Source organism: Spongisporangium articulatum (genome assembly GCF_044465595.1).
Taxonomy (GTDB): Bacteria; Actinomycetota; Actinomycetes; order Actinomycetales; family Kineosporiaceae; genus Spongisporangium; species Spongisporangium articulatum.
Window position 1 is genome coordinate 505,963 of sequence record NZ_JBITLV010000004.1, and the last position, 19,024, is coordinate 524,986.

At 72.1% G+C, this 19,024-nt stretch carries 22 protein-coding genes; 15 read left to right on the plus strand and 7 right to left on the minus strand.

What is annotated here, in order from left to right; translation table 11 throughout:
* The first annotated feature begins 28 nt into the window (after nt 1-28).
* Nucleotides 29-850, plus strand: coding sequence for a TetR family transcriptional regulator (locus tag ACIB24_RS14950; protein ID WP_398281789.1), 822 nt, complete (start codon nt 29-31; stop codon nt 848-850).
* Nucleotides 851-864: 14 nt separating this feature from the next.
* On the opposite strand, the gene ACIB24_RS14955 is transcribed toward ACIB24_RS14950, so the two are convergent.
* From ACIB24_RS14955 to hisN, 3 genes are all read right to left on the minus strand, one after another.
* On the minus strand, nt 865-1,326 hold the full coding sequence (locus tag ACIB24_RS14955; protein WP_398281792.1) for an RrF2 family transcriptional regulator: 462 nt from the start codon (nt 1,324-1,326) through the stop codon (nt 865-867).
* Between the two features lie 17 nt (nt 1,327-1,343).
* On the minus strand, nt 1,344-2,390 hold the full coding sequence (locus tag ACIB24_RS14960) for a TerC/Alx family metal homeostasis membrane protein (protein ID WP_398281795.1): 1,047 nt from the start codon (nt 2,388-2,390) through the stop codon (nt 1,344-1,346).
* 781 nt (nt 2,391-3,171) lie between these two features.
* On the minus strand, nt 3,172-3,960 hold the full coding sequence (gene hisN, locus ACIB24_RS14965) for a histidinol-phosphatase (RefSeq protein WP_398281798.1): 789 nt from the start codon (nt 3,958-3,960) through the stop codon (nt 3,172-3,174).
* Nucleotides 3,961-4,097: 137 nt separating this feature from the next.
* Here hisN and ACIB24_RS14970 point away from each other — a divergent pair, with 137 nt between their 5' ends.
* Nucleotides 4,098-4,574 (plus strand): DUF2231 domain-containing protein, encoded by a 477-nt coding sequence (locus tag ACIB24_RS14970; RefSeq protein ID WP_398281801.1) that lies wholly within the window; start codon nt 4,098-4,100, stop codon nt 4,572-4,574.
* 83 nt (nt 4,575-4,657) lie between these two features.
* On the opposite strand, the gene rsgA is transcribed toward ACIB24_RS14970, so the two are convergent.
* The 3 genes from rsgA to ACIB24_RS14985 are packed head-to-tail and all read right to left on the minus strand — an operon-like array spanning nt 4,658 to nt 7,555.
* On the minus strand, nt 4,658-5,686 hold the full coding sequence (gene rsgA, locus ACIB24_RS14975; RefSeq protein ID WP_398281804.1) for a ribosome small subunit-dependent GTPase A: 1,029 nt from the start codon (nt 5,684-5,686) through the stop codon (nt 4,658-4,660).
* Nucleotides 5,687-5,696: 10 nt separating this feature from the next.
* Nucleotides 5,697-6,992 (minus strand): 3-phosphoshikimate 1-carboxyvinyltransferase, encoded by a 1,296-nt coding sequence (aroA, locus tag ACIB24_RS14980; protein WP_398281807.1) that lies wholly within the window; start codon nt 6,990-6,992, stop codon nt 5,697-5,699.
* Between the two features lie 11 nt (nt 6,993-7,003).
* The gene (locus ACIB24_RS14985) at nt 7,004-7,555 is read right to left on the minus strand and encodes a DoxX family protein (protein ID WP_398281810.1); all 552 of its coding nucleotides are present in this window, start codon (nt 7,553-7,555) and stop codon (nt 7,004-7,006) included.
* Between the two features lie 41 nt (nt 7,556-7,596).
* Here ACIB24_RS14985 and ACIB24_RS14990 point away from each other — a divergent pair, with 41 nt between their 5' ends.
* From ACIB24_RS14990 to rsrA, 4 genes are all read left to right on the plus strand, one after another.
* Complete coding sequence (locus ACIB24_RS14990; protein WP_398281813.1) at nt 7,597-8,451, plus strand: SOS response-associated peptidase; 855 nt, start codon at nt 7,597-7,599, stop codon at nt 8,449-8,451.
* 353 nt (nt 8,452-8,804) lie between these two features.
* The gene (locus ACIB24_RS14995) at nt 8,805-9,488 is read left to right on the plus strand and encodes an alpha/beta hydrolase family protein (protein WP_398281816.1); all 684 of its coding nucleotides are present in this window, start codon (nt 8,805-8,807) and stop codon (nt 9,486-9,488) included.
* A gap of 162 nt (nt 9,489-9,650) precedes the next feature.
* Nucleotides 9,651-10,295 (plus strand): sigma-70 family RNA polymerase sigma factor, encoded by a 645-nt coding sequence (locus tag ACIB24_RS15000; RefSeq protein ID WP_398281819.1) that lies wholly within the window; start codon nt 9,651-9,653, stop codon nt 10,293-10,295.
* 43 nt (nt 10,296-10,338) lie between these two features.
* A complete protein-coding gene (rsrA, locus tag ACIB24_RS15005) occupies nt 10,339-10,602 on the plus strand; it encodes a mycothiol system anti-sigma-R factor (RefSeq protein WP_398281822.1) in 264 nt (87 codons plus the stop codon).
* A gap of 86 nt (nt 10,603-10,688) precedes the next feature.
* Here the strand turns inward: rsrA and ACIB24_RS15010 are convergent, their stop codons facing one another.
* The gene (locus ACIB24_RS15010; RefSeq protein WP_398281929.1) at nt 10,689-10,763 is read right to left on the minus strand and encodes a 50S ribosomal protein bL37; all 75 of its coding nucleotides are present in this window, start codon (nt 10,761-10,763) and stop codon (nt 10,689-10,691) included.
* Nucleotides 10,764-10,849: 86 nt separating this feature from the next.
* Here ACIB24_RS15010 and ACIB24_RS15015 point away from each other — a divergent pair, with 86 nt between their 5' ends.
* The 9 genes from ACIB24_RS15015 (at nt 10,850) to ACIB24_RS15055 (ending at nt 18,935) form a co-directional block, all read left to right on the plus strand.
* Nucleotides 10,850-11,065 carry a biotin/lipoyl-binding carrier protein gene (locus ACIB24_RS15015; protein ID WP_398281825.1) on the plus strand — a complete coding sequence of 72 codons (216 nt, stop codon included), beginning with the start codon at nt 10,850-10,852 and terminating at the stop codon, nt 11,063-11,065.
* A 44-nt stretch (nt 11,066-11,109) separates the two neighbouring features.
* A complete protein-coding gene (locus ACIB24_RS15020; RefSeq protein WP_398281827.1) occupies nt 11,110-12,198 on the plus strand; it encodes a type IV pilus twitching motility protein PilT in 1,089 nt (362 codons plus the stop codon).
* A 23-nt stretch (nt 12,199-12,221) separates the two neighbouring features.
* A complete protein-coding gene (locus ACIB24_RS15025; RefSeq protein WP_398281830.1) occupies nt 12,222-12,608 on the plus strand; it encodes a thioesterase family protein in 387 nt (128 codons plus the stop codon).
* 298 nt (nt 12,609-12,906) lie between these two features.
* Complete coding sequence (locus ACIB24_RS15030) at nt 12,907-13,908, plus strand: GlxA family transcriptional regulator (protein WP_398281833.1); 1,002 nt, start codon at nt 12,907-12,909, stop codon at nt 13,906-13,908.
* Nucleotides 13,909-14,004: 96 nt separating this feature from the next.
* A complete protein-coding gene (locus ACIB24_RS15035) occupies nt 14,005-14,961 on the plus strand; it encodes a metallophosphoesterase (protein ID WP_398281836.1) in 957 nt (318 codons plus the stop codon).
* 39 nt (nt 14,962-15,000) lie between these two features.
* Entirely contained in the window at nt 15,001-16,608 is a 1,608-nt protein-coding gene (locus ACIB24_RS15040) for an APC family permease (protein WP_398281839.1), read from the plus strand.
* Nucleotides 16,608-17,291, plus strand: coding sequence for a hypothetical protein (locus ACIB24_RS15045; protein ID WP_398281842.1), 684 nt, complete (start codon nt 16,608-16,610; stop codon nt 17,289-17,291). Before ACIB24_RS15040 ends, ACIB24_RS15045 begins: the two co-directional genes overlap by 1 nt.
* Nucleotides 17,291-17,758 (plus strand): nuclear transport factor 2 family protein, encoded by a 468-nt coding sequence (locus ACIB24_RS15050; RefSeq protein ID WP_398281845.1) that lies wholly within the window; start codon nt 17,291-17,293, stop codon nt 17,756-17,758. Before ACIB24_RS15045 ends, ACIB24_RS15050 begins: the two co-directional genes overlap by 1 nt.
* A 19-nt stretch (nt 17,759-17,777) precedes the next feature.
* Nucleotides 17,778-18,935 (plus strand): adenosylhomocysteinase, encoded by a 1,158-nt coding sequence (locus tag ACIB24_RS15055; protein WP_398281848.1) that lies wholly within the window; start codon nt 17,778-17,780, stop codon nt 18,933-18,935.
* The last annotated feature ends 89 nt before the right edge of the window (nt 18,936-19,024 follow it).

A 19,024-nucleotide genomic window follows, 5' to 3' on the forward strand; every position in this document is an offset into this window, starting at 1 on the left:
CCCCCGGCCTGAGAGGTATCGTCGCGGCATGGCGACCATCCCGGCGGTTCCCCGGGCCGGCCGGGCTCAGCCTGCCGGTCAGCTCGCCGCTACCCGCGGCCGGATCGCCGCCGCCGCCTTCGAGCTCTTCGCCGACCAGGGCTACGAGGGCACCACCGTCGAGGCCATCGCCGAACGGGCCGGGGTCGCGCGACGCACGTTCTTCCGCTACTTCCGGTCGAAGGAAGACGTGATCTTCCCCGACCACGACGCCCTCCTGGAGTCCGTCGAGCGCACGCTCGAGGCCTCGGCGGCGCTGCCCGCCGTCGACGCCATCTGCGCCGGCGTCCGGCAGGTCTTCGCGAGTTACGTCACCGACCCCGAGGTCTCCGTCCAGCGGTACCGCATCACCCGCGGCATCGCCGCCCTGCGCGACCGCGAACTGGCCAGCGTGCAGCGCTACGAGCGGGCCTTCAGCCGCTACGTCCGCGGCCGCCTGGCCGGCACCTGCACCGAGGCCGAAGCGGCCCTGCGGGCCGACGTCCTGGCCGCCGCCGTGGTCGCCGCGCACAACGCCGTCCTGCGGGAATGGCTGCGGGACGGCGGTACTCGCGACTTCGGTGCGCAGCTGGAGGCCGCCTTCGACTGGGTCCGCAGCACGCTCGCGGACGCCGGAACCCCCGGTCAGCTCGTGCCGGGGGCGGGGGCCGCCCCGACGCCCAACCCCGTCGCGCCCACCCCCGTCGCGCCCACGCCGGAGCCGGCCGCCGCCGACAGCCCGGCGGAGCACGAGAACGACGTCGTGGTCGCGGTCTTCCGGGCCGGTGACCCGATCACCGACATCGTGGAGAAGATCTCCCGCTCGCTCTGACCCCCGTCGGGTCGTCAGATGCGGCTGGCCCAGACGTCCTCGTTGGCCAGGATGTCCGTGACCCCCGCGGGCAGGGTGCCCGAGGCGACGTCGGCGAGCGTCGTCGCCTCCAACACCTGCCGCATGGTGGCCCGCATGGCCACCCACACGTTGCGCAACTGCTCGGCGGAGCCCGCGTACTCCACGTCCTCGGGGCGCTCGCCCGCGATGTTGGCCAGCGGGCCGTCGATCGCGCGGATCACGTCGGCGACGGCCACCTCCGCGGGGGCGGCGGCCAGCCGGTAGCCGCCCTCCGCGCCGCGCCGGCTCTGCACCAGCCCGGCCGTCCGCAGCTCGGCGAGGATGTTCAGCAGGAAGGGCAGCGGGATGCCCTGCGACTGGGACACCGACTCGGTCTTCACCCAGACCCCCTGCTCGGCGTTCGCCAGTTCGAGAGCTGCTCGCACGGCGTAGTCCGTCTTGGCTGAGATGCGCACGCGGCCATTCTGCCCGCTCATCCACCCCCGGCGCTGCCGACCCGCTCCCGAGGGCCCGCATCGCCCGAGCGCCGCGCCGCCACCAGGCTCGTCAGCGCGGTCAGCACCAGCAGCCCGACCACCACCAGCAGCGACACGGCGGTCGAGGGCACCGGGACGTCCAGCCCCTCACCGCCGTTCACGAACGGCAGCGTGTTCTCGTGCAGGGCCTCCAGCACCAGCTTGGCGCCGATGAACAGCAGGACGGCGGCCAGCCCGGCGTCCAGGTGCGCGAGCCGGTCGAGGAGGGCCCGCACGACGAAGAACAGCTGCCGCAACCCGACCAGGGCGAAGGCGTTGGCGGCGACGATCAGGAACGGCACCGTCGTCAGCCCGAAGATCGCCGGGATCGAGTCGAGCGCGAAGAACACGTCCGTGACGCCGATCGCGGCCATCGTGATCAGCATGGGGGTGGCCAACCGCCGCCCGCCCCGCCGCACGGTCAGGTGGCCGTGGTCCCAGTCGGAGACCGTCGGCACCACCTTGCGCAGCAGCCGGACGCCCACCGGGTCGGGCGGGCTGCCGTCCGGGCCGGCGGCCGTCTCCAGCGCCGGGGGCTCGCGGCGCCGCCCGAGCGCCTCGCGCAGCAGGCCGACCGCCGTCCAGATCAGGAACACCGCGAACAGGTAGAACAGCCACGAGAACCGGGCGATCGCGATCGCCCCCACCGCGATCAGCACGGCCCGTAGGGCCAGCGCCACGACGATCCCGAACGTCAGCACCCGCAGCTGGAACCGCTCGGGTACCGCGAACCGGTTCAGCAGCACCAGGAAGACGAACAGGTTGTCGATGCTCAGGCTGTACTCGGTGATCCAGGCGGCCAGGAACTGCCCACCCACCTCGAAACCGAAGTCCCAGGTCAGCAGGGCGCCGAAAGCGAGCGCCGCCCCGGCGTAGAACAGCACCCAGAACGTGGCCCGGCGCGGCGTCGTCCGGCCCCGGCTCACGAAGAGGTCGAACGCCAGGAAGGCGGCGAGGACGAGGAGAGTGGCGGTCCACCAGACGGGGCCGACGTGGAGGGTCACGCTTGATCGTCACCCATGGATGGGAAGCTGTCGCGGTGACCCTCCGCTGCGCCGACCGTGATGTGGGGCTCGCCGGCGTGGTCACGGCCTGGATCGGGCTGGTTCTCGTGGTGGACGCCGTCGGCCATCTCGAGCGGTTCGAGCTCGCCCGCCAGCTCGGGCTGGCCGCCGCGACGTGGGCCGTCCTGCTGCTCCTGCTGCGCCGCGAGCCGGTGCTCGTGCGGGTGCAGACCGGGCTGGTCGTGCTCCTCGCGACGGCCGTGGAGTACACGTTCTCGCCGCTGCTCGAGGCCTACGTCTACCGGATCGGCACCGTCCCCGGGTTCGTCCCGCCGGGCCACGGGCTGGTCTACCTGGCCGCGCTCGCCCTGGGCCGCAGCCGCTTCGTGCAGGACCGGGCCCGGACGGCGGTCGCCGCGGTCGTCGTCCTGGGCGGCGGGTGGGCCGGGGCCGGGCTGGTCGGGGCCTTCGGTGGACGCCACGACGTGCTGGGGGCGTTCTGGTTCGTCTGCCTGCTGTGCTTCCTGCGTTGGGGGCCCAACCGGCTGCTGTACGTGGGGGCGTTCTGGGTGGTCGGCTACCTGGAGATCGTCGGGACGGCGCTGGGCACGTGGCGGTGGCAGCCGGACGACCCGGTGCTGCACATGATCGGCCAGGGCAACCCGCCGTCGGGGGCGGCGGGCGGGTACGGCTGGTTCGACCTCTGGGCCACCCTGCTGGCGCCGGTGCTGATCGCCGCGTGGTGCCGGTGGGCGCCGCGCCGACCGGGCCGCCGGGGCGGTCAGTCGAAGGTCGCCGTGAGCGCCTCGAGCACCTCGTCGTGCAGCAGCCCGTTGGTGGCCACCGCGTTGCCGCCGAACGGGCCGTCCTCGCCGTCCAACGACGTGAACCGGCCGCCCGCCTCGGTGACGATGGGCACCAGTGCGGCCATGTCGTGCACGGCGAGCTCGGGTTCGCAGGCGATGTCGACGGCGCCCTCGGCGACCAGCATGTACGACCAGAAGTCGCCGTAGGCGCGGCTGCGCCAGGTCTTGGCCACCAGGTCGAGGAAGGCCCCGCCGCGACCCAGGTCGTCCCAGCCGTGCAGGGACGCGTACGACAGCGAGGCGTCCGACAGGGCGCCCACCTGGGAGACGCTGATCCGCTTGGCCTTGGCCAGGCTGCGCCCGGTCCAGGCGCCGGTGCCCTCGGCCGCCCACCAGCGCCGGTTCAGCGCGGGGGCGGAGACCAGGCCCAGCACCGGTCGCCGGTCGACGACCAGGGCGATCAGGGTGGCCCAGACCGGCACGCCCCGGACGTAGTTCTTCGTCCCGTCGATCGGGTCGACGATCCACTGCCGGCTGCCGTGCCCCGTGAGCCCGAACTCCTCGCCGAGCACCGCGTCCCGGGGGCGGGTGCGCTTCAGGCTGCTGCGGATCAGTTCCTCCGCGCCGCGATCGGCGTCGCTGACCGGGGTGAGGTCGGGCTTGGCGGTGACGACGAGGTCCTCCGCCTGGAAGCGGGACATGGTGAAGGAGTCGACCTGGTCCGCGATCACGTGCGCGAGGCGCAGGTCGTCGTCATAGCCCACCCGCGGACCGTACCGCCCTGTCGCCTCGGGCGTCTCACAGGCAACGCATCTGAACGGTCCGGTGATCCTGTTCGTAACCTGGAACGAGGGCCCGGACCGTGGACGCGGGCCACCGTCGAGAGGCTATGTTTCCGATCATGTTCGACACCATCGCCGGGCTGCCGGTGCACATCCTCGTGGTCCACGCGGCCGTCGTGCTCGTGCCGCTGATGGCCCTCGTGACCCTCGCCTTCACCGTGCGCCCGAAGTGGCGGCCCGGCCTGGTCTGGGCCGTGCTGGGCGACGCCCTGTGCGTGGTCGTCTCTCTCGTGGCCAAGGAGTCGGGGGAGCACTTCGAGCACCGGCTCGGGCTCCAGGGCACCAAGGCGGTCGAGGAGCACGCCGAGTACGGCGACAAGCTGTTCGTCTTCGCGGTCGCGCTGCTGGTGGCGGCCGTGGTCGCCTGGGTGCTGGTGGCCCGGCGGCCCGCACCGGGCACGGGGGCCGTCGCCGCGGCGGTCCTGATCGTGGTGGTGGCCGGCGTCGCCGCCACCACCTGGACTGTCCTCACCGGTGACAGCGGCAGCCGCGCGGTCTGGGAGGACGTCGTCAAGAACACCAACACCGGTTCGTGATCATGCGCAAACGCAGGATCGTCCCGCGATGATCGCCGTCCGCCCCGGCTCGGGATCCTGCGTTTGCGCATGATCACGAACACTCAGGGCGGGGTGAGGCGGGACCGGAGCAGGCGGCGGTAGGACTCCAGGCGCGCCGGGCCGGCAGGGCCCGCATGACCGGCCGCCACCCAGGCGTCGAGGCCGCACTCCGGCTCGTCGTGACTGCACCCGCGCGGGCAGTCCTCGGTGCCGCCGGCCAGGTCCTCGAACGCGTTGAGCAGCCGGTCGGGGTCGACGTGGGCCAGCCCGAACGAGCGGATGCCCGGGGTGTCGACCACCCAGCCACCGTCGGGCAGGGCCAGGGCCACCGCCGACGTCGACGTGTGCCGGCCTCGCCCGGTCACGTCGTTGACCCGGCCCGTGGCCCGGTCGGCCGTCGGGACCAGGGCGTTGACCAGCGTCGACTTCCCGACCCCCGAGTGGCCCACGAACACGGTGACCCGGCCCTCGAGCCGGGCGCGGACGCCGTCCGTGCCCTCCAGTTCCCCGCCGGGGCCCCGGCGGGTGACCAGATACGGGACATCCAGCGCGGCGAAGTTCGCGAGGAACGGGGCCGGGTCGGCCAGGTCGGCCTTGGTCAGCACGATCACCGGCTCGATCCCCGCGTCGTAGGCGGCCACCAGGCAGCGGTCGATCAGGCCGGTGCGCGGTTCCGGGTCGGCGACGGCGGTGACGACCGCCAGCTGGTCGGCGTTGGCCACGATCACCCGCTCGACCGGGTCGTTGTCGTCGGCGCTGCGCCGCAACACCGACGTCCGCTCGACCACCCGCACGATCCGGGCCAGCGAGCCGGGGCTGCCCGAGACGTCGCCGACCAGTTCGACCCGGTCGCCCACGACGACCGACGCCCGGCCCAGCTCGCGGGCCTTCATCGCGACGACGGGCTCGGCGGCCGGGTCGGCACCGGTGAAGGAGCCCAGTAGGCAGCCGTAGCGGCCGCGGTCGACCGTGACCACCTGGGCCGGCACGGCGTTCGCATGCCGGGGCCGGTCCTTCGTGCGGGGGCGCGAACCGCGGGGGTTGGCCCGGACCCGGACCTGGTCCTCGTCGTCCCGGGGCCCCCGGCTCATGCGTGCCCCCTCAAGAGCCCTGCAGCATCCGGTTCCACAGCTGCGTGAACTCCGGCAGCGTCTTCGCGGTGGTGCCGATGTTCTCGACCTGCACGCCCGGCACCCGCAGCCCGAGCACGGCCCCGGCGGTGGCCAGCCGGTGGTCGTCGTAGGTGTGGAAGACGCCCGCGTGCAGCGGGGCGGGCGTGATGATCAACCCGTCCTCGGTCTCCACGACCTTGCCGCCCAGCCCGTTCAGCTCGGTGGCCAGAGCGGCCAGCCGGTCGGTCTCATGACCGCGCAGATGCGCGATTCCCCGCAGGTGCGAAGGGGTTTCGGCCAGGGCGGCGAGGGCGGCCACGACGGGCGTGAGCTCGCCCGCGGCGTGCAGGTCGGCGTCCAGCCCGTACAGCTCGCCCGTGCCGGTGACGGTCAGCCCGTCGCGGTCGAGGGACACCTCGGCGCCCATCTGGTCGAGCAGGTCGCGCAGGTTGTCGCCCGCCTGGGTCGTGTACTGCGGCCAGCCCGGCACCCGGACCTGCCCGCCCAGCACGGCCGCCGCGGCCAGGAAGGGCGCCGCGTTCGACAGGTCGGGTTCGACCAGGACGTCGAGCCCACCCATCCGGCCCGGCTCCACCCGCCAGCGCTCGGGTTCGCCGTCGTCGATCACCACGCCGACGTCGCGCAGCGCCTCGACCGTCATCGTCACGTGCGGCTCGCTGGGGATCGGCCCGCCCGTGTTGAGCACCGTCAGGCCCTCGTCGAACCGGGCTCCGGCCAGCAGCAGGGCCGAGACGAACTGGGACGACGAGCTGGCGTCGATGCGCACCGTCCCGCCCGCGACCCGGCCCGTGCCCTTCACCGTGAACGGCAGGCTGCCCGTGCCCCCGTCGTCCACCTCGACGCCCAGGTCGCGCAGGGCGGCCACGATCGGGGCCATCGGGCGTTCGCGGGCCCGCGGGTCCCCGTCGAAGGCGACGTCCCCGGTGGCCAGGGCCGCGACCGGCGGCAGGAACCGCATCACGGTTCCGGCCAGGCCGGTGTCGACGGTGGTGGGCCCGCGCAGTTCGCCGGGCACGACCAGCCAGTCCTGGCCGAAGTCGCCGCTGGCCGTCACGTCCTCCACCCGGACGCCGAGCTGCCCCAGCGCCCGGGCCATCAGCACCGTGTCGCGCGAGCGCAGCGGAGAGCGCAGCCGCGACGGCTCGGCGGCCAGGGCCGCGAGCACGAGGTACCGGTTGGTCAGCGACTTCGACCCCGGCAGCGCCACCACCGCGTCGAGCTCGCGCTCAGGCGTGGGGGCCGGCCACAGATCGTCCTCGCTCATGACACGCGAGACTAACCAATCGGGTGGGGCGCCTTCTCCACGATCTTGTGCGCCTGCAGGGCGGCGGTCTTACGGGCCTCGCGGGCGGCGCGCTTGGCGTCCTTGGTGGCCCGCTTCGTCTCCTTGGCGCCCTGCTTGGCCGCCTTGCGCGTGCGGTAGCCGACGCCGGGCCGGCCGGCGGTGTCGACCGCGGCCAGCAGCGCCCCGCCGACCAGGCCGAGGTTCTTGATGAACAGGGTCTGCTGGGCGGCCCGCAGCTGCGGGTCCTTCTCCTGCCAGAACGGCTGGCTGGTCTGCACGACCGGTGCGGTCAGCACCAGGGCCAGCGCCGACAGGCGCGGCAGCTTGCCCAGCGCGAGCAGGGAGCCCGCCACGATGGTCACGCCACCCGCGGCGCGCACGATCAACTCGGGGTCGGCCTGCACCGGCGCCACCTGCGTCACCTGGTCGAGCACCGGGCGGGCGGCCTCGGCCTGCGGGCCCGGATGGCGTACGGCCTGGACCCCGCTGTCGATGAGCGGGGCGGCGAGCAGCGGGCGGGCGAGGCGGCGGACGATCGTCATGTCTCTTTGGTACCGCGTCGCGAGGTCCGGGGCGACCCGACATGACCATGGACGCAGGCTGGGGAAGACTGGCCCGCATGTGCGGTCGCTACGCCTCCAGCCGGACCCCCGAGGACCTCGTCGAGATGTTCGACGTGGAGGAGGTCGAGCTACCCGACGTCGCTCCGCAGGCCAACTTCAACGTGGCCCCGACGAGCACGTCGCCGATCGTGCTGGAACGGCAGAAGCAGGGCGAGGACGACGACCCGCCCGTGGTCACTCGCCAGCTGCGCTGGCTCACGTGGGGGTTGGTGCCCTCGTGGGCCAAGGACGCCACCGGCGGCGCCCGGATGATCAACGCCCGGGCGGAGTCGCTGTTGGAGAAGCCCGCCTTCAAGCGGGCGGCGACCGCCCGGCGCTGCCTGGTGCCGGCCGACGGCTGGTACGAGTGGCAGGCCAGCCCGACCGAGAAGGTGAACGGCAAGCCGCGCAAGCAGCCGTTCTTCATGCGGTTGAGCGGCGGTGAGGAGCTGGCCTTCGCCGGGATCTACGAGTTCTGGCGCGACCAGGAGAAGCACGCCGACGACGAAACCGCTTGGCTGGTCACGTATTCCATCGTTACGACGGCCGCCGAGCCCGGCCTGGACACCATCCACGACCGGATGCCGTTCGTCGTGCCGTCCGATCGGTGGGCCGCGTGGCTCGACCCGGCCGAACGCGACCCCGACACCGTGCGCGCGCTGCTGGAGCCGCCGGAACCCGGCCGGTTCGAGGCCCTGCCGGTGACGACGCGGGTGAACTCGGTGCGCAACAACGGTCCGGAACTGCTGGAACCGGCCCCGCTGGACACCCTGGCCGGCGTCGTCGACCCCTCGACCGGCGAGCTGATCGGCTCCGACACGGTCCCCCTGTTCTGACCTGACGGACCGACCGACCGAGGCCGCGCCCGGACTGGACGTCCTTCCTGCGGCTTTGCACTGAACGCCGATCGGCGTTCGCGCCCGATCCTCGACGCGGCTTTCGACTCATCCTGGTCTCGGTCGTGTCTCGAGCCGGCGCGGCTGAGGCCTCGGGCGAGCCCTCCGAAGACGCGGTACCGCGAGACGCGGCGGTGACCACGTCCGCGGTCCGGGCCGCTGAACGCCGATCGGCGTTCAGTGCAAAGCACTCACGGCATGATGGGCCGATGCCGCGCCCCGTCCCTCGTCGCCGCCCCTCGTCCGGTCCCGTCGGGCCGGTTGCCGTGGTCCGTCCTGCGGTCCGGGGGGCCGTGCCGGAACCCGAGCTCCTCGACGCCGAGACGCCGTTGGGACCGGGCCGGTTCCACCTGTCGTGGCCCGGGGCGAGCTCGACCGGGGTGCTGGTGGTCGGGCACGGCGCGGGCGGGGGAGTGGGGGCCACGGACATCGTCGCCGCGCGCCAGGCCGCCTACGAACTCGGCTGGGTCGTCGCGCTGTACGAGCAGCCGTGGAAGGTGGCCGGCGGCCGGGTCGCGCCCGCGCCGCCGCGCCTGGACGTCGGCTGGCTGGCCGGGATGGAGACCCTGACCACCGCGCTCGGCGAGCGCGGGATCACGACCGCGGCGGACGGCGTCCCCCTGGTTCTCGGCGGCCGCTCGGCCGGGGCGCGGGTCGCGTGCCGCACGGCCGAGCAGCTGGGGGCGGCCGGCGTCCTGTGCCTGGCGTTCCCGCTGCACCCACCGGGCCGGCCCGAGAAGTCGCGGGCCTTCGAGCTGCTCGGTGCCGGAGTGCCGCGGTTGGTCGTGCAGGGCGAGCGGGACCCGTTCGGGCGACCCGAGGAGTACGGCGAGGTCCTGGCGGAGGCGAACGGCGGCGTCCGGCTGGTCCCGGTTCCCGGTGACCACAGCCTGCGCTCGGCGCCTCCGGTCCGCGCGGCCGTCGGCGAATGGCTGGGGTCGCTTCCCGGAATGCTCCGGCGGGGCTCCGTGTTGTGAGGTTCGGGTGCCCATGGGGTGCCCACCGTGAACCGAAACAGAGGGAGCGCGACGAACTTGTTCCTCGTGACCACGCCCGTCGAATCGGCCGGCCAGTCGTTGGGCCGGACCTCAGGCGCCTGGGCGGGTGGCTCGACACCCGTGCAGCTAGGCTCTTTGGCAATGGACGCCAACAACGGGCGCGCCCCGGCCTCGGAGAGCGCGCAGGAACGCTCGGACCGGTTCGAGCGTGAAGCCCTGCAGTACCTGGACCAGCTCTACTCGGCCGCGCTGCGGATGACCCGCAACCCCAGCGACGCCGAGGACCTGGTGCAGGAGACCTTCACGAAGGCCTTCGCGTCCTTCCACCAGTACCAGCCCGGCACGAACCTGAAGGCCTGGCTGTACCGCATCCTGACGAACGCCTACATCAACACGTACCGGAAGAAGCAGCGCGAACCGCAGCAGTCCCAGACGGACGACATCGAGGACTGGCAGATCGCGCGGGCCGAGTCGCACACCTCCACGGGCCTGCGCTCGGCGGAGGCGGAGGCCCTGGACCGCCTGCCCGACTCGGACGTGAAGACGGCCCTCCAGTCGATTCCCGAGGAGTTCCGCATCGCGGTGTACCTCGCGGACGTCGAGGGCTTCGCATACCGGGAGATCGCGGACATCATGGGTACGCCGATCGGTACCGTGATGTCGCGGCTGCACCGCGGTCGGCGGCAGCTGCGTGGTCTGCTGGAGGAGTACGCGCGCGAGCGCGGCATCACCGGTGCCACGCCGGCTGAGACCACCCCGGAACCGGTACAGGACGGCGCGGCATGAACCACCACGTTGTGAACGCAGAGATGGCCCCGAAGGAGTGGCAATGAGCTGCGGAGCACCTGACGACCCGGACTGCTCGCAGGTCCTGAACCAGGTCTACGAGTACCTGGACGGCGAGCTGAGTCCCGCGGACCTGCTGAAGATCCGTGAGCACCTCGACGACTGCGGCCCGTGCCTGCAGCAGTACGACCTGGACGTGGCGCTGAAGGCGCTGGTCCGGCGCAGCTGCGGGTGTGACCAGGCGCCCGTCGAGCTGCGTGAGCGGATCCTGCTGAAGATCTCCGAGGTCCGCGTCCAGCTGGGTTGAGATGTCCTAGAACGGGTTCGCGCCCGGTACCCCTGAGCGGGGTGCCGGGCGCGACACGCTTTGGGTGCCTTCGAGTCGTCGAGGACTCAGGCGTTGGGCCGGCGACCGTGGTTCGCCTTGTTGCCCTTGCGGGAGCGCCGCTTCCGTCCGCGCTTGCTCATGGTGGAATCTCCTCGGTGGACCTACGTGGTGCTTGTCGGTCCATCCTGTCACGCGCAACCGGGTCGAGACGAAAGGCGGTGGCCGCATGGCCGAGGAGGTGCACGCCGAACTGGTCGGCAACGTGCTCCGGGTGGAGGTGGTGCCCGGTCAGCGGGTCACCCCGGAGGACTCCCTGTTGATCCTGGAGTCCATGAAGATGGAGATCCCCGTACATCCGGAACACGCCGGGCGGGTCAGCTCCGTCGCGGTCGCCGCGGGCGACGTCGTCTCGGAGGGGGACCTGCTCGTCGTCCTCGAGTAGGCGTTCCGTTCAAGGTCACCCGGACGGCGGTCGATGCTCTGCAGGTGAGCCGCGCCACCGTGTCGATCGTGCCGTACCTGAAAGCCCTCACCGAGCTGTTCGGGTCTGACCTGCACTGCAAGGTCGGCTCGGCCCCGCGGGTCCGGCTGGACGGTGTCCTGCGCAAGCTCGACGCCCCCATGCTCACGCAGGAGGACACCGAGGCGATGGCCAACGAGCTGATGCGGGAGGACCTCCGCCAGGAGTTCGCCCGCACGCACGAGGCCGACTTCGCGTTCTCGCTGTCGGGCGTCGGCCGGTTCCGGGTCAACGTCTTCCGGGCCCGGGGGGCGGTCGGCCTGGTGATCCGGCGGGTCGCGATCGGCGCGATCCCGCTCGACGAGCTGGGCCTGCCCGAGGCCATCGGCACGCTGGCCATGGAGCGCCGGGGCCTGGTGCTGGTCACGGGCCCGACCGGGTGCGGCAAGACGACGACGCTGGCCGGGATGATCGACAAGATCAACGCCGAGCGCGAGTGTCACATCGTCACGATCGAGGACCCGATCGAGATCCTGCACGAGGACCAGCTGAGCATGGTCAACCAGCGCGAGGTCAAGGTCGACACGGCCGGCTTCCACGTGGCGCTGCGCTCGGCGATGCGGCAGGACCCGGACGTCATCCTGATCGGCGAGATGCGCGACCAGGAGACCGTGCACGCGGCGCTGTCCGCCGCCGAGACGGGGCACTTCGTGCTCTCCACGCTGCACACCCAGAACGCGCAGGAGACGATCGCCCGGATCATCGACTTCTTCCCGCCGCACGAGCAGGCGCAGATCCGGATCTCGCTGGCCGGCGCCCTGCGCGGCATCATCGGCCAGCGCCTCGTGCCCCGCTCCGACAGCCTGGGCCGGTGCCTGGCGGTGGAACTGCTGGTCAACACGGGGCGGGTCGCCGAGGCGATCGCGGACCCCGACAAGACGTCGAGCATCACGGAACTCATCAAGGAGGGCGGGTTCTACGGGATGCAGACGTTCGACCACCACATCATCTCGATGATCCGTGACGGCCTGGTGACCGTGGAGGACGGCGTGCAGGCGGCGAGCAACCCGCACGACGTGATCGTCGACCTGCGCCGGATGGGCCTGGTCGCGTAGGCGTCTCGGTCTAGGCTGGCGCGATGGCCGAACCGCGTTCCGCAGAGCTGATTTTCGTCGTCTCGGACGACGACACCGCCATCGCGCTCGGCAGCGGCGACGTGCCGGTGCTGGCCACCCCGCGGCTGCTGGCCTGGTGCGAGGCGGCGACGGTGGCCGCGGTCGGCGGGACGTCGTCCGGCGGGGACACGAGCGTGGGCACGCGGGTGACCCTCGAACATCTGAAGGCCTCACCCGTCGGGGCGCGGGTGCTGGTGCGGGCGGAGATGACCTACGGAGACGGCCGCTATGTGCGGTTCGCCGTCACGGCCCACGACGGCGGCGACGCCGAGCGCCTGGTCGCCACGGCGGAGGTCACGCGCGTGGTCGTCAATCGCGAGCGCTTCCTGGCCCGCCTACCCAGAAGTTGATCATGCAGAAACCTCGCGCTCCGCCTTGGAGCGCGAGGTTTCTGCATGACCGGCGCGAGGTTTCTGCATGATCAACTTCGGAGGGGTCAGAGGATGCGGTCGCGGTAGGTGGCGCGGTCGCTGAGTCGCCGGCTGTCGGTGCCGAAGTGCCCGGCGAGGGTCGAGAACAGGACGATGGCGGCGAGGATCACGATGATTTCCATGGCAAGAATTCTGCGCTGAGTCATTTCCCGCCACCAGTGGCAGAAAAGACATAGTCCATCGACTTTCCGCCATGACTGTGCGCATACTGAGCGGCATGGACACCGGTGACCCCAGCAGGCCCGCCCTGCGGTCCGTTGCGGTCGTGATCGACCACGGCGTCTCGATGTTCGAGCTGGCCATCCCGTGCGAGGTGTTCGGCATCGACCGCTCGGCCGACGGCATCCCGCCCTTCGAGTTCTCGATCTGCTCGCCGACGCCGGGGCCGGTCCGCACGTCCATCGGGTTCCACATCGTCGCCACGCACGACCTGTCTGCGCTGGAGACGGCCGACCTGGTGATCGTCCCGCCGCTCGGGGTGAACGAGCCCGAGGACGCGTGCAGTTCGCCCCAGGCGTCCCCCGAGGTCAACGAGGCGCTGAGCCGGGTGCTGCAGCGTGGGGGCCGGGTGGCCTCGCTCTGCTCGGGAGCGTTCATCCTCGCCCGCGCCGGCCTGCTCGACGGGCGCCGCGCGACCACCCACTGGTTCCACGCCGACGCCTTCGCCGACGAGTTCCCGCACGTCGAACTGGAGTGCGACGTCCTCTACGTGGAGGACGGGCCGGTGGTGACCAGCGCCGGGACCGCCGCGGGCATCGACATGTGCCTGCACCTGGTCCGCCAGGCGCACGGCGCGGAGGCGGCCAACGGCATCGCCCGGCGCATGGTGGTGCCGCCGCAGCGCGACGGCGGGCAGGCCCAGTTCGTCCGGACGCCGGTCCGCGAGGCGCCCGCGCGCACGCTCGCCCCGGTGCTCGACTGGGCCCGTGGTCGGCTGCACGAGGACCTGTCGGTCACGCGGCTGGCCCGCCAGGCCGTCATGTCGGAGCGCACGTTCGCGCGTCGGTTCCGGGACGAGACCGGGACGACGCCGCACCAGTGGGTGCAGCGCGAGCGGATCGCGCTGGCCGAACAGCTGCTCGAAGGGGGCGACCTGGCCATCGAGGAGGTGGCCCGGCGCAGCGGCTTCGCCTCGGCCGCGATGCTGCGTCACCACTTCGGGCGGCGCCGGCGCACCACGCCGGGCGCGTACCGACGCACGTTTTCGACGTCCGCGTAAACATCGGGAACAAAGCGACGTCAAGCGCTTGACTCGGCCGCGTATGCATTCGGTAGGTTCACCACTCGAGCGGGGGGCCCGAGACGAGGAGGCGGCGTGCGGATCTTCTTCGCCTCCGACGTGCACGGCTCCGAGACCTGTTTCCGCAAGTTGGTCAACGCCGGGGCGTTCTACGGCGTCGACTACCTGATCATGGGCGGCGACCTGGCCGGCAAGGAGCTGGTGCCCGTCGTCCGGAGCGGGCCGGGGGCCGCGTCCGGCTGGCGGGCGACCTTCCGCGGCGGTTCGTTCGCCCTCGAGACCGACGCCGAGGCGGCCGAGTTCGAGCGCCGCGTGGCCACGGTCGGCGCCTACACGCTGCGTACCGACGAGGAGTTCGTCCGGCAGCTGCGCGACGACCAGGAGCTGGTCGAGGAGACCCTGCACCGGCTGGTGCTGGACCGCACCGAGCAGTGGGTGGCGCTGGCCGCCGAGCGGTTGCGCGGCTCGGGTCGGCGGTTGCTGATCGGGCTCGGCAACGACGACTACGACGACATGGTGCCGTACCTCGACCAGGACGGCCTCGACTGCGTCGGTTACGCCCACGACGGGCTGCTCGAGCTCGACGGCGGGTTCACGCTCGCGTCCCTGGGCTGGAGCAACGTCACGCCGTGGCGCACCCACCGCGAGCTGACCGAGGTCGAGCTGGAGGAGAGGCTGACCGAACTGGAGGCCTCGACCGACCCGGCCCGGACGATCTTCAACGTGCACGTGCCGCCCTACGGCTCGGGTCTCGACGAGGCGCCGCGGCTCGGTGATGATCTCCGGGTCCAGCTGGTCGGCGGCCAGCCGGACCTGGTGCCCGTAGGGTCCACCGCAGTGGCCCGGGGCATCGCTGCGTACCAACCCCTGCTCAGCCTGCACGGACACATCCACGAGGGCCGGGGCGTCGTGAAGACCGGCCGCACCACCGTCGTCAACCCCGGTAGCGAGTACGACCAGGCGTCGCTGCTCGGGGCCCTCCTCGAGGTCAAGCCTGGCAAGGTCAAGCGCTGCCAGCTCGTCACCGGTTGAATCCCTCACCCGACGCCCGTCCGCACGGAGGTAGAGACGATGTCCCTCGACCAGACCTTCGCCCGCCGCTCCTCGGGGCTCGTGCGGGCGGCCTCGACCTTCGACGCCTCCCTGGTGAACCTCTACGTCGCCACGTTCCCGATCATGGTCTCGTTCCTGCTCGGCATCGTGCTGCCCTGGTACCCGGGGGCGAACCTCTACCTGACCCTGCTGATCGGTTTCGCGCTGGCGCTGCCGATCCTGCTGTCCTACGCGGTGGCCAGCTCCGTGATGCGCCGCAGCGGGGGCGACTACGTCTTCATCAGCCGGCTGATCCACCCGGCGCTGGGCTTCGCCGCCAACTTCGTCTTCGTACTGTTCCAGGTCGTCTTCCTGACCTCGGCCGGCTACTACTTCTGCCGGTGGTGCCTGGCCCCGCTGGCTCGGATCGTCGGCGTCGAGACCGGCAGCACCGGCCTGCTCGACCTCGCGAACACCCTGACCGAACCGGACGCCGTCTTCGTGGTCAGCGAGGTCTTCGTGCTCGGCTTCGGGGCCCTGTTCGTGCTGCGCACCACCCGGTCGGTGCTGAAGATCTTCCGGTACACGCTGCCGCTGAGCGCACTGGGTCTGCTGGCCTTCGCGGTCGCGCTGCTCATTCATTCGAAGTCGGGGCTGCAGGCCAACTTCGACGCCTACGTCGCCGGGGCTCGCGGGGCGGACGACGCCGCCGCGGTGGCCGCGAGATCGGCCGCCGACGCCGGGTTCTCGGCTTCCCCGACGTTCTCCTGGTCGGCCACGGTCCTGGCCATCACCTGGCCCGCGTTCTCCCTGCCGTACTACCTGGGCTCGGCGTACTTCGCCGGTGAGGTGCGCTCCGGCAAGCGCGCGCAGCTGCTGGCCGGCCCGCTCACGGCGGTGGTCGCGGTGGTCGGGTCGCTGGTCCTCGTGGCGCTCAGCCTCGGCCGGCTCGGACCGGACTTCCTCGGGGCCACGCAGGCCGCGGACTACCCCGTGACGATGGGGATACCCGGGCCTCCGACGTACATGGAGGTCGTGGCCGGATCGTCCGGCAACGTGGTGCTCGGCGTGCTGATCCTGATCGGGTTCGGCTCGTGGCTGATCCCGACCGTCCCGATGTCGCTGCTGATCATGACCCGGTGCATGCTCGGCTGGTCGATGGACCGGGTCGCCCCCGACGCGCTGTCGAGGGTGAGTACCCGCACGAACTCGCCGTACGTGGCGGTGCTCGTAGTCACGGCGATCTCCGCGGTGGTCTCGTGGTTCTGGGCCTACACCACCTTCTTCACCGTGGTCGTCGGCGCGTTCGCCCAGGTGATCACCCTCGGTCTGGGCTGCCTGGCCGCGTCCCTGCTGCCCTACCGGTACCCGGACCAGTACGAGACCGCACCGCTGCGAGGCCGTTTCGCCCGGGTCCCGTGGCTGACCTGGATCGGCGGGCTCGGCGCGGTGGCGGCCCTGCTGATCGTGTGGAACTTCGCGCGCGACCCCTTCTCCGGGGTGAACGTCGACGCCAGCCCGGAGATGTTCTGGTTCAGCCTCGCGATGTTCCCGCTCGGCGTCGTCCTGTACTACGTGGCGGTCGGCGTCCGCCGGGCGCAGGGCCACGACCTCTCGCTGGCCTTCCGCGAGATCCCGCCGGACTGATGGGAACCGCGCGGGCCGCACGGGCCGACGAACTGGTGACGGCGGCCGCGGCCGCCGGGGTGCCCCTGGCCGCCCTGGGCGGCGCCGCGGTGCAGCTGCTGTGCGCCTCCGCGCGCCCCGCCGGCGCGCACCACCGGGCGATCGCCGACGTCGACGTGGCCACGACGTCCCGGGCCCGCCCGGCGGTCGACGGCCTGGCCCGCGAGCTCGGCTACGCCCCCGACGAGCCGTTCAACCGGGCTCACGGCGCCGAGCGGATGCGCTATCTCGACGCCGACGGATCGCACCTCGACGTGTTCGTCGACGAGCTGAGACTGTGCCACCTGGTCCGCTGGGGCACCTCCCTCAAGGCGGGGGAGGCGACGCTGCCGATGCGGTGGCTGCTGCTGACCAAGCTGCAGATCGTGCGGGCCGAGCCGAAGGACCTCGGTGACCTGGCCGCGCTGCTGGACGACCGGTGGGACGACGTCCTGGCCGCCGGGGGCGACCTCGACCACCGCCTGCGGCGGGACTGGGGACTGCTGCGGACGGCGTCCGCCAACCTCGAGCGGCTGACTCCCGGGAGTTCCCGCGCCGCAGAGCTTCTGGGCCGCTGGCAGGCGCTGCCCCTCACGCCGGCGGCGCGCCTGCGGGGGCTCGTCGGCGAGCGGGTGCGTTGGTACGACGAACCCGAGGAGGTCTGATGACGCTGGGCACCCGTGAGGTGATCGACGCGATCTTCGCCGACGCGGCGACCGGTGACGTCGCGGACGTGATGCGCTGGTGGCACCCCGACGGCGTCCTGGAGGACGTCACGCTGGCCCGGGCCTACCGCGGGCACGACGAGATCGCCGACTACCTGACCATGTACTACGCGGCCCTGCCCGACGTCGTCTACGAGCCGGTGCGGCTGGTCGTGGAGGGGCCGACCGCGGTCGTGGAGTGGGCCCAGCCCGCCGTGGTCAGCGGCACCTTCGACGGCGTCCCGGCCGACGGGCGCCGGCTGTACCTGCACGCGGTCGACGTCTTCCACGTGGTCGACGGGCTGATCGTGCACGAGTCGTCCTGGTACGGCGACGGCTGGCTGAGGCAGCGGCTCGAGGGTGCGACCATGCTGCCCGACCCGCTGCCGTTGACCCCGCCGGCCGCCGGCCCCGGGGTGAGATTCTGATCGCCAGAAGGGTTTTCGCATGTCGTCACGTATCGAGTGGGTGGGCCGCAACTGCCGCCTGCTGGCCGGCATCCGCGCCGAGTTCGAGACCCGGCGCCCGTTGGCGGGGCTCACGATCGGCACCGGCATCCACCTGGAGCCCAAGACCGTCGCGCTGCTGCTCACCCTGGCCGCGGGCGGGGCGCGGGTGGTCGCGACGGGCAATCTGAACAGCACGCAGCCGGACGCCGTCGAACACCTGCGCGCGCACGGCGTCGAGGTGATCGGCGGCCCGACCACCGACGCCGACGAGCACGACCGGAACCTGCGGGCCGTGCTCGCGGCCCGCCCGCAGTTGATCCTCGACAACGGCGGCGACCTGTTCGCCCGCTACCTGGAGGAGCCCTACGACGGCCTGCTGGGCGGCACCGAGGAGACCACGTCGGGCCGGGCCCGGCTCGAACCGCTGCGCGCCGCTCTGGGCCGCCCGGTCCTCGTGATCAACGACAGCCCCATCAAGCAGTTCGCCGAGAACGAGCACGCCGTCGGCCAGAGCGTCGTCGAGTCGTTCCTGCGGATCACCAACCGGATCACCAACGGGACGCGCGTCACCGTCCTCGGCTACGGGGCCTGCGGGCGCGGGGTGGCGGCCTGCTTCCGCAACGCCTTCGCGACCGTCGCCGTCGTCGACATCGACCCGGTCACGAGCCTGCGGGCCAACCTCGACGGGTTCGCGGTCCCGGCCCGCGACGTCGCGCTGGGCGGCGCCGACGTCGTCGTGACGGTCACCGGCGCCCCGGACGTCGTCACCGAGAAGGACCTCGACCTGCTGAAGGACGGGGCGATCCTGCTCAACGCCGGGCACTTCCCGACCGAGATCGCCGTCGCGCGGATCCGGCAGGACGCCCGGGTCACGGGGGTCGAGGAGGTCGTGGACGGCGTGAGCACGCTGCGCCTGGTCGACGGCCGGCAGGTGCACCTGCTGACCGGCGGGCACATGGTGAACCTCGCCGGACCCCGACCCCTGGGCAACTCGATCGAGTCCATGGACCTCGGGTTCGCGCTCCAGGCGCGGTGTCTCGAGGCAGTGGCCCGGGGAGACGTTGCCCCGCAGTCCGTCGTCGTGCCCGTGCCGGTGGCGATCGACCGGCAGGTCGCGCAGGCCTACCTGGCCCTGCACGAACCGACCGCTGCCTAGGTGTAACCGGCCAGGACGTTGGTGACGGTCGGCGCGGCAGCTTGATCACGTAGTGAGACCTCCGGTGCGGTGGTGATTGCGAAGTCAGT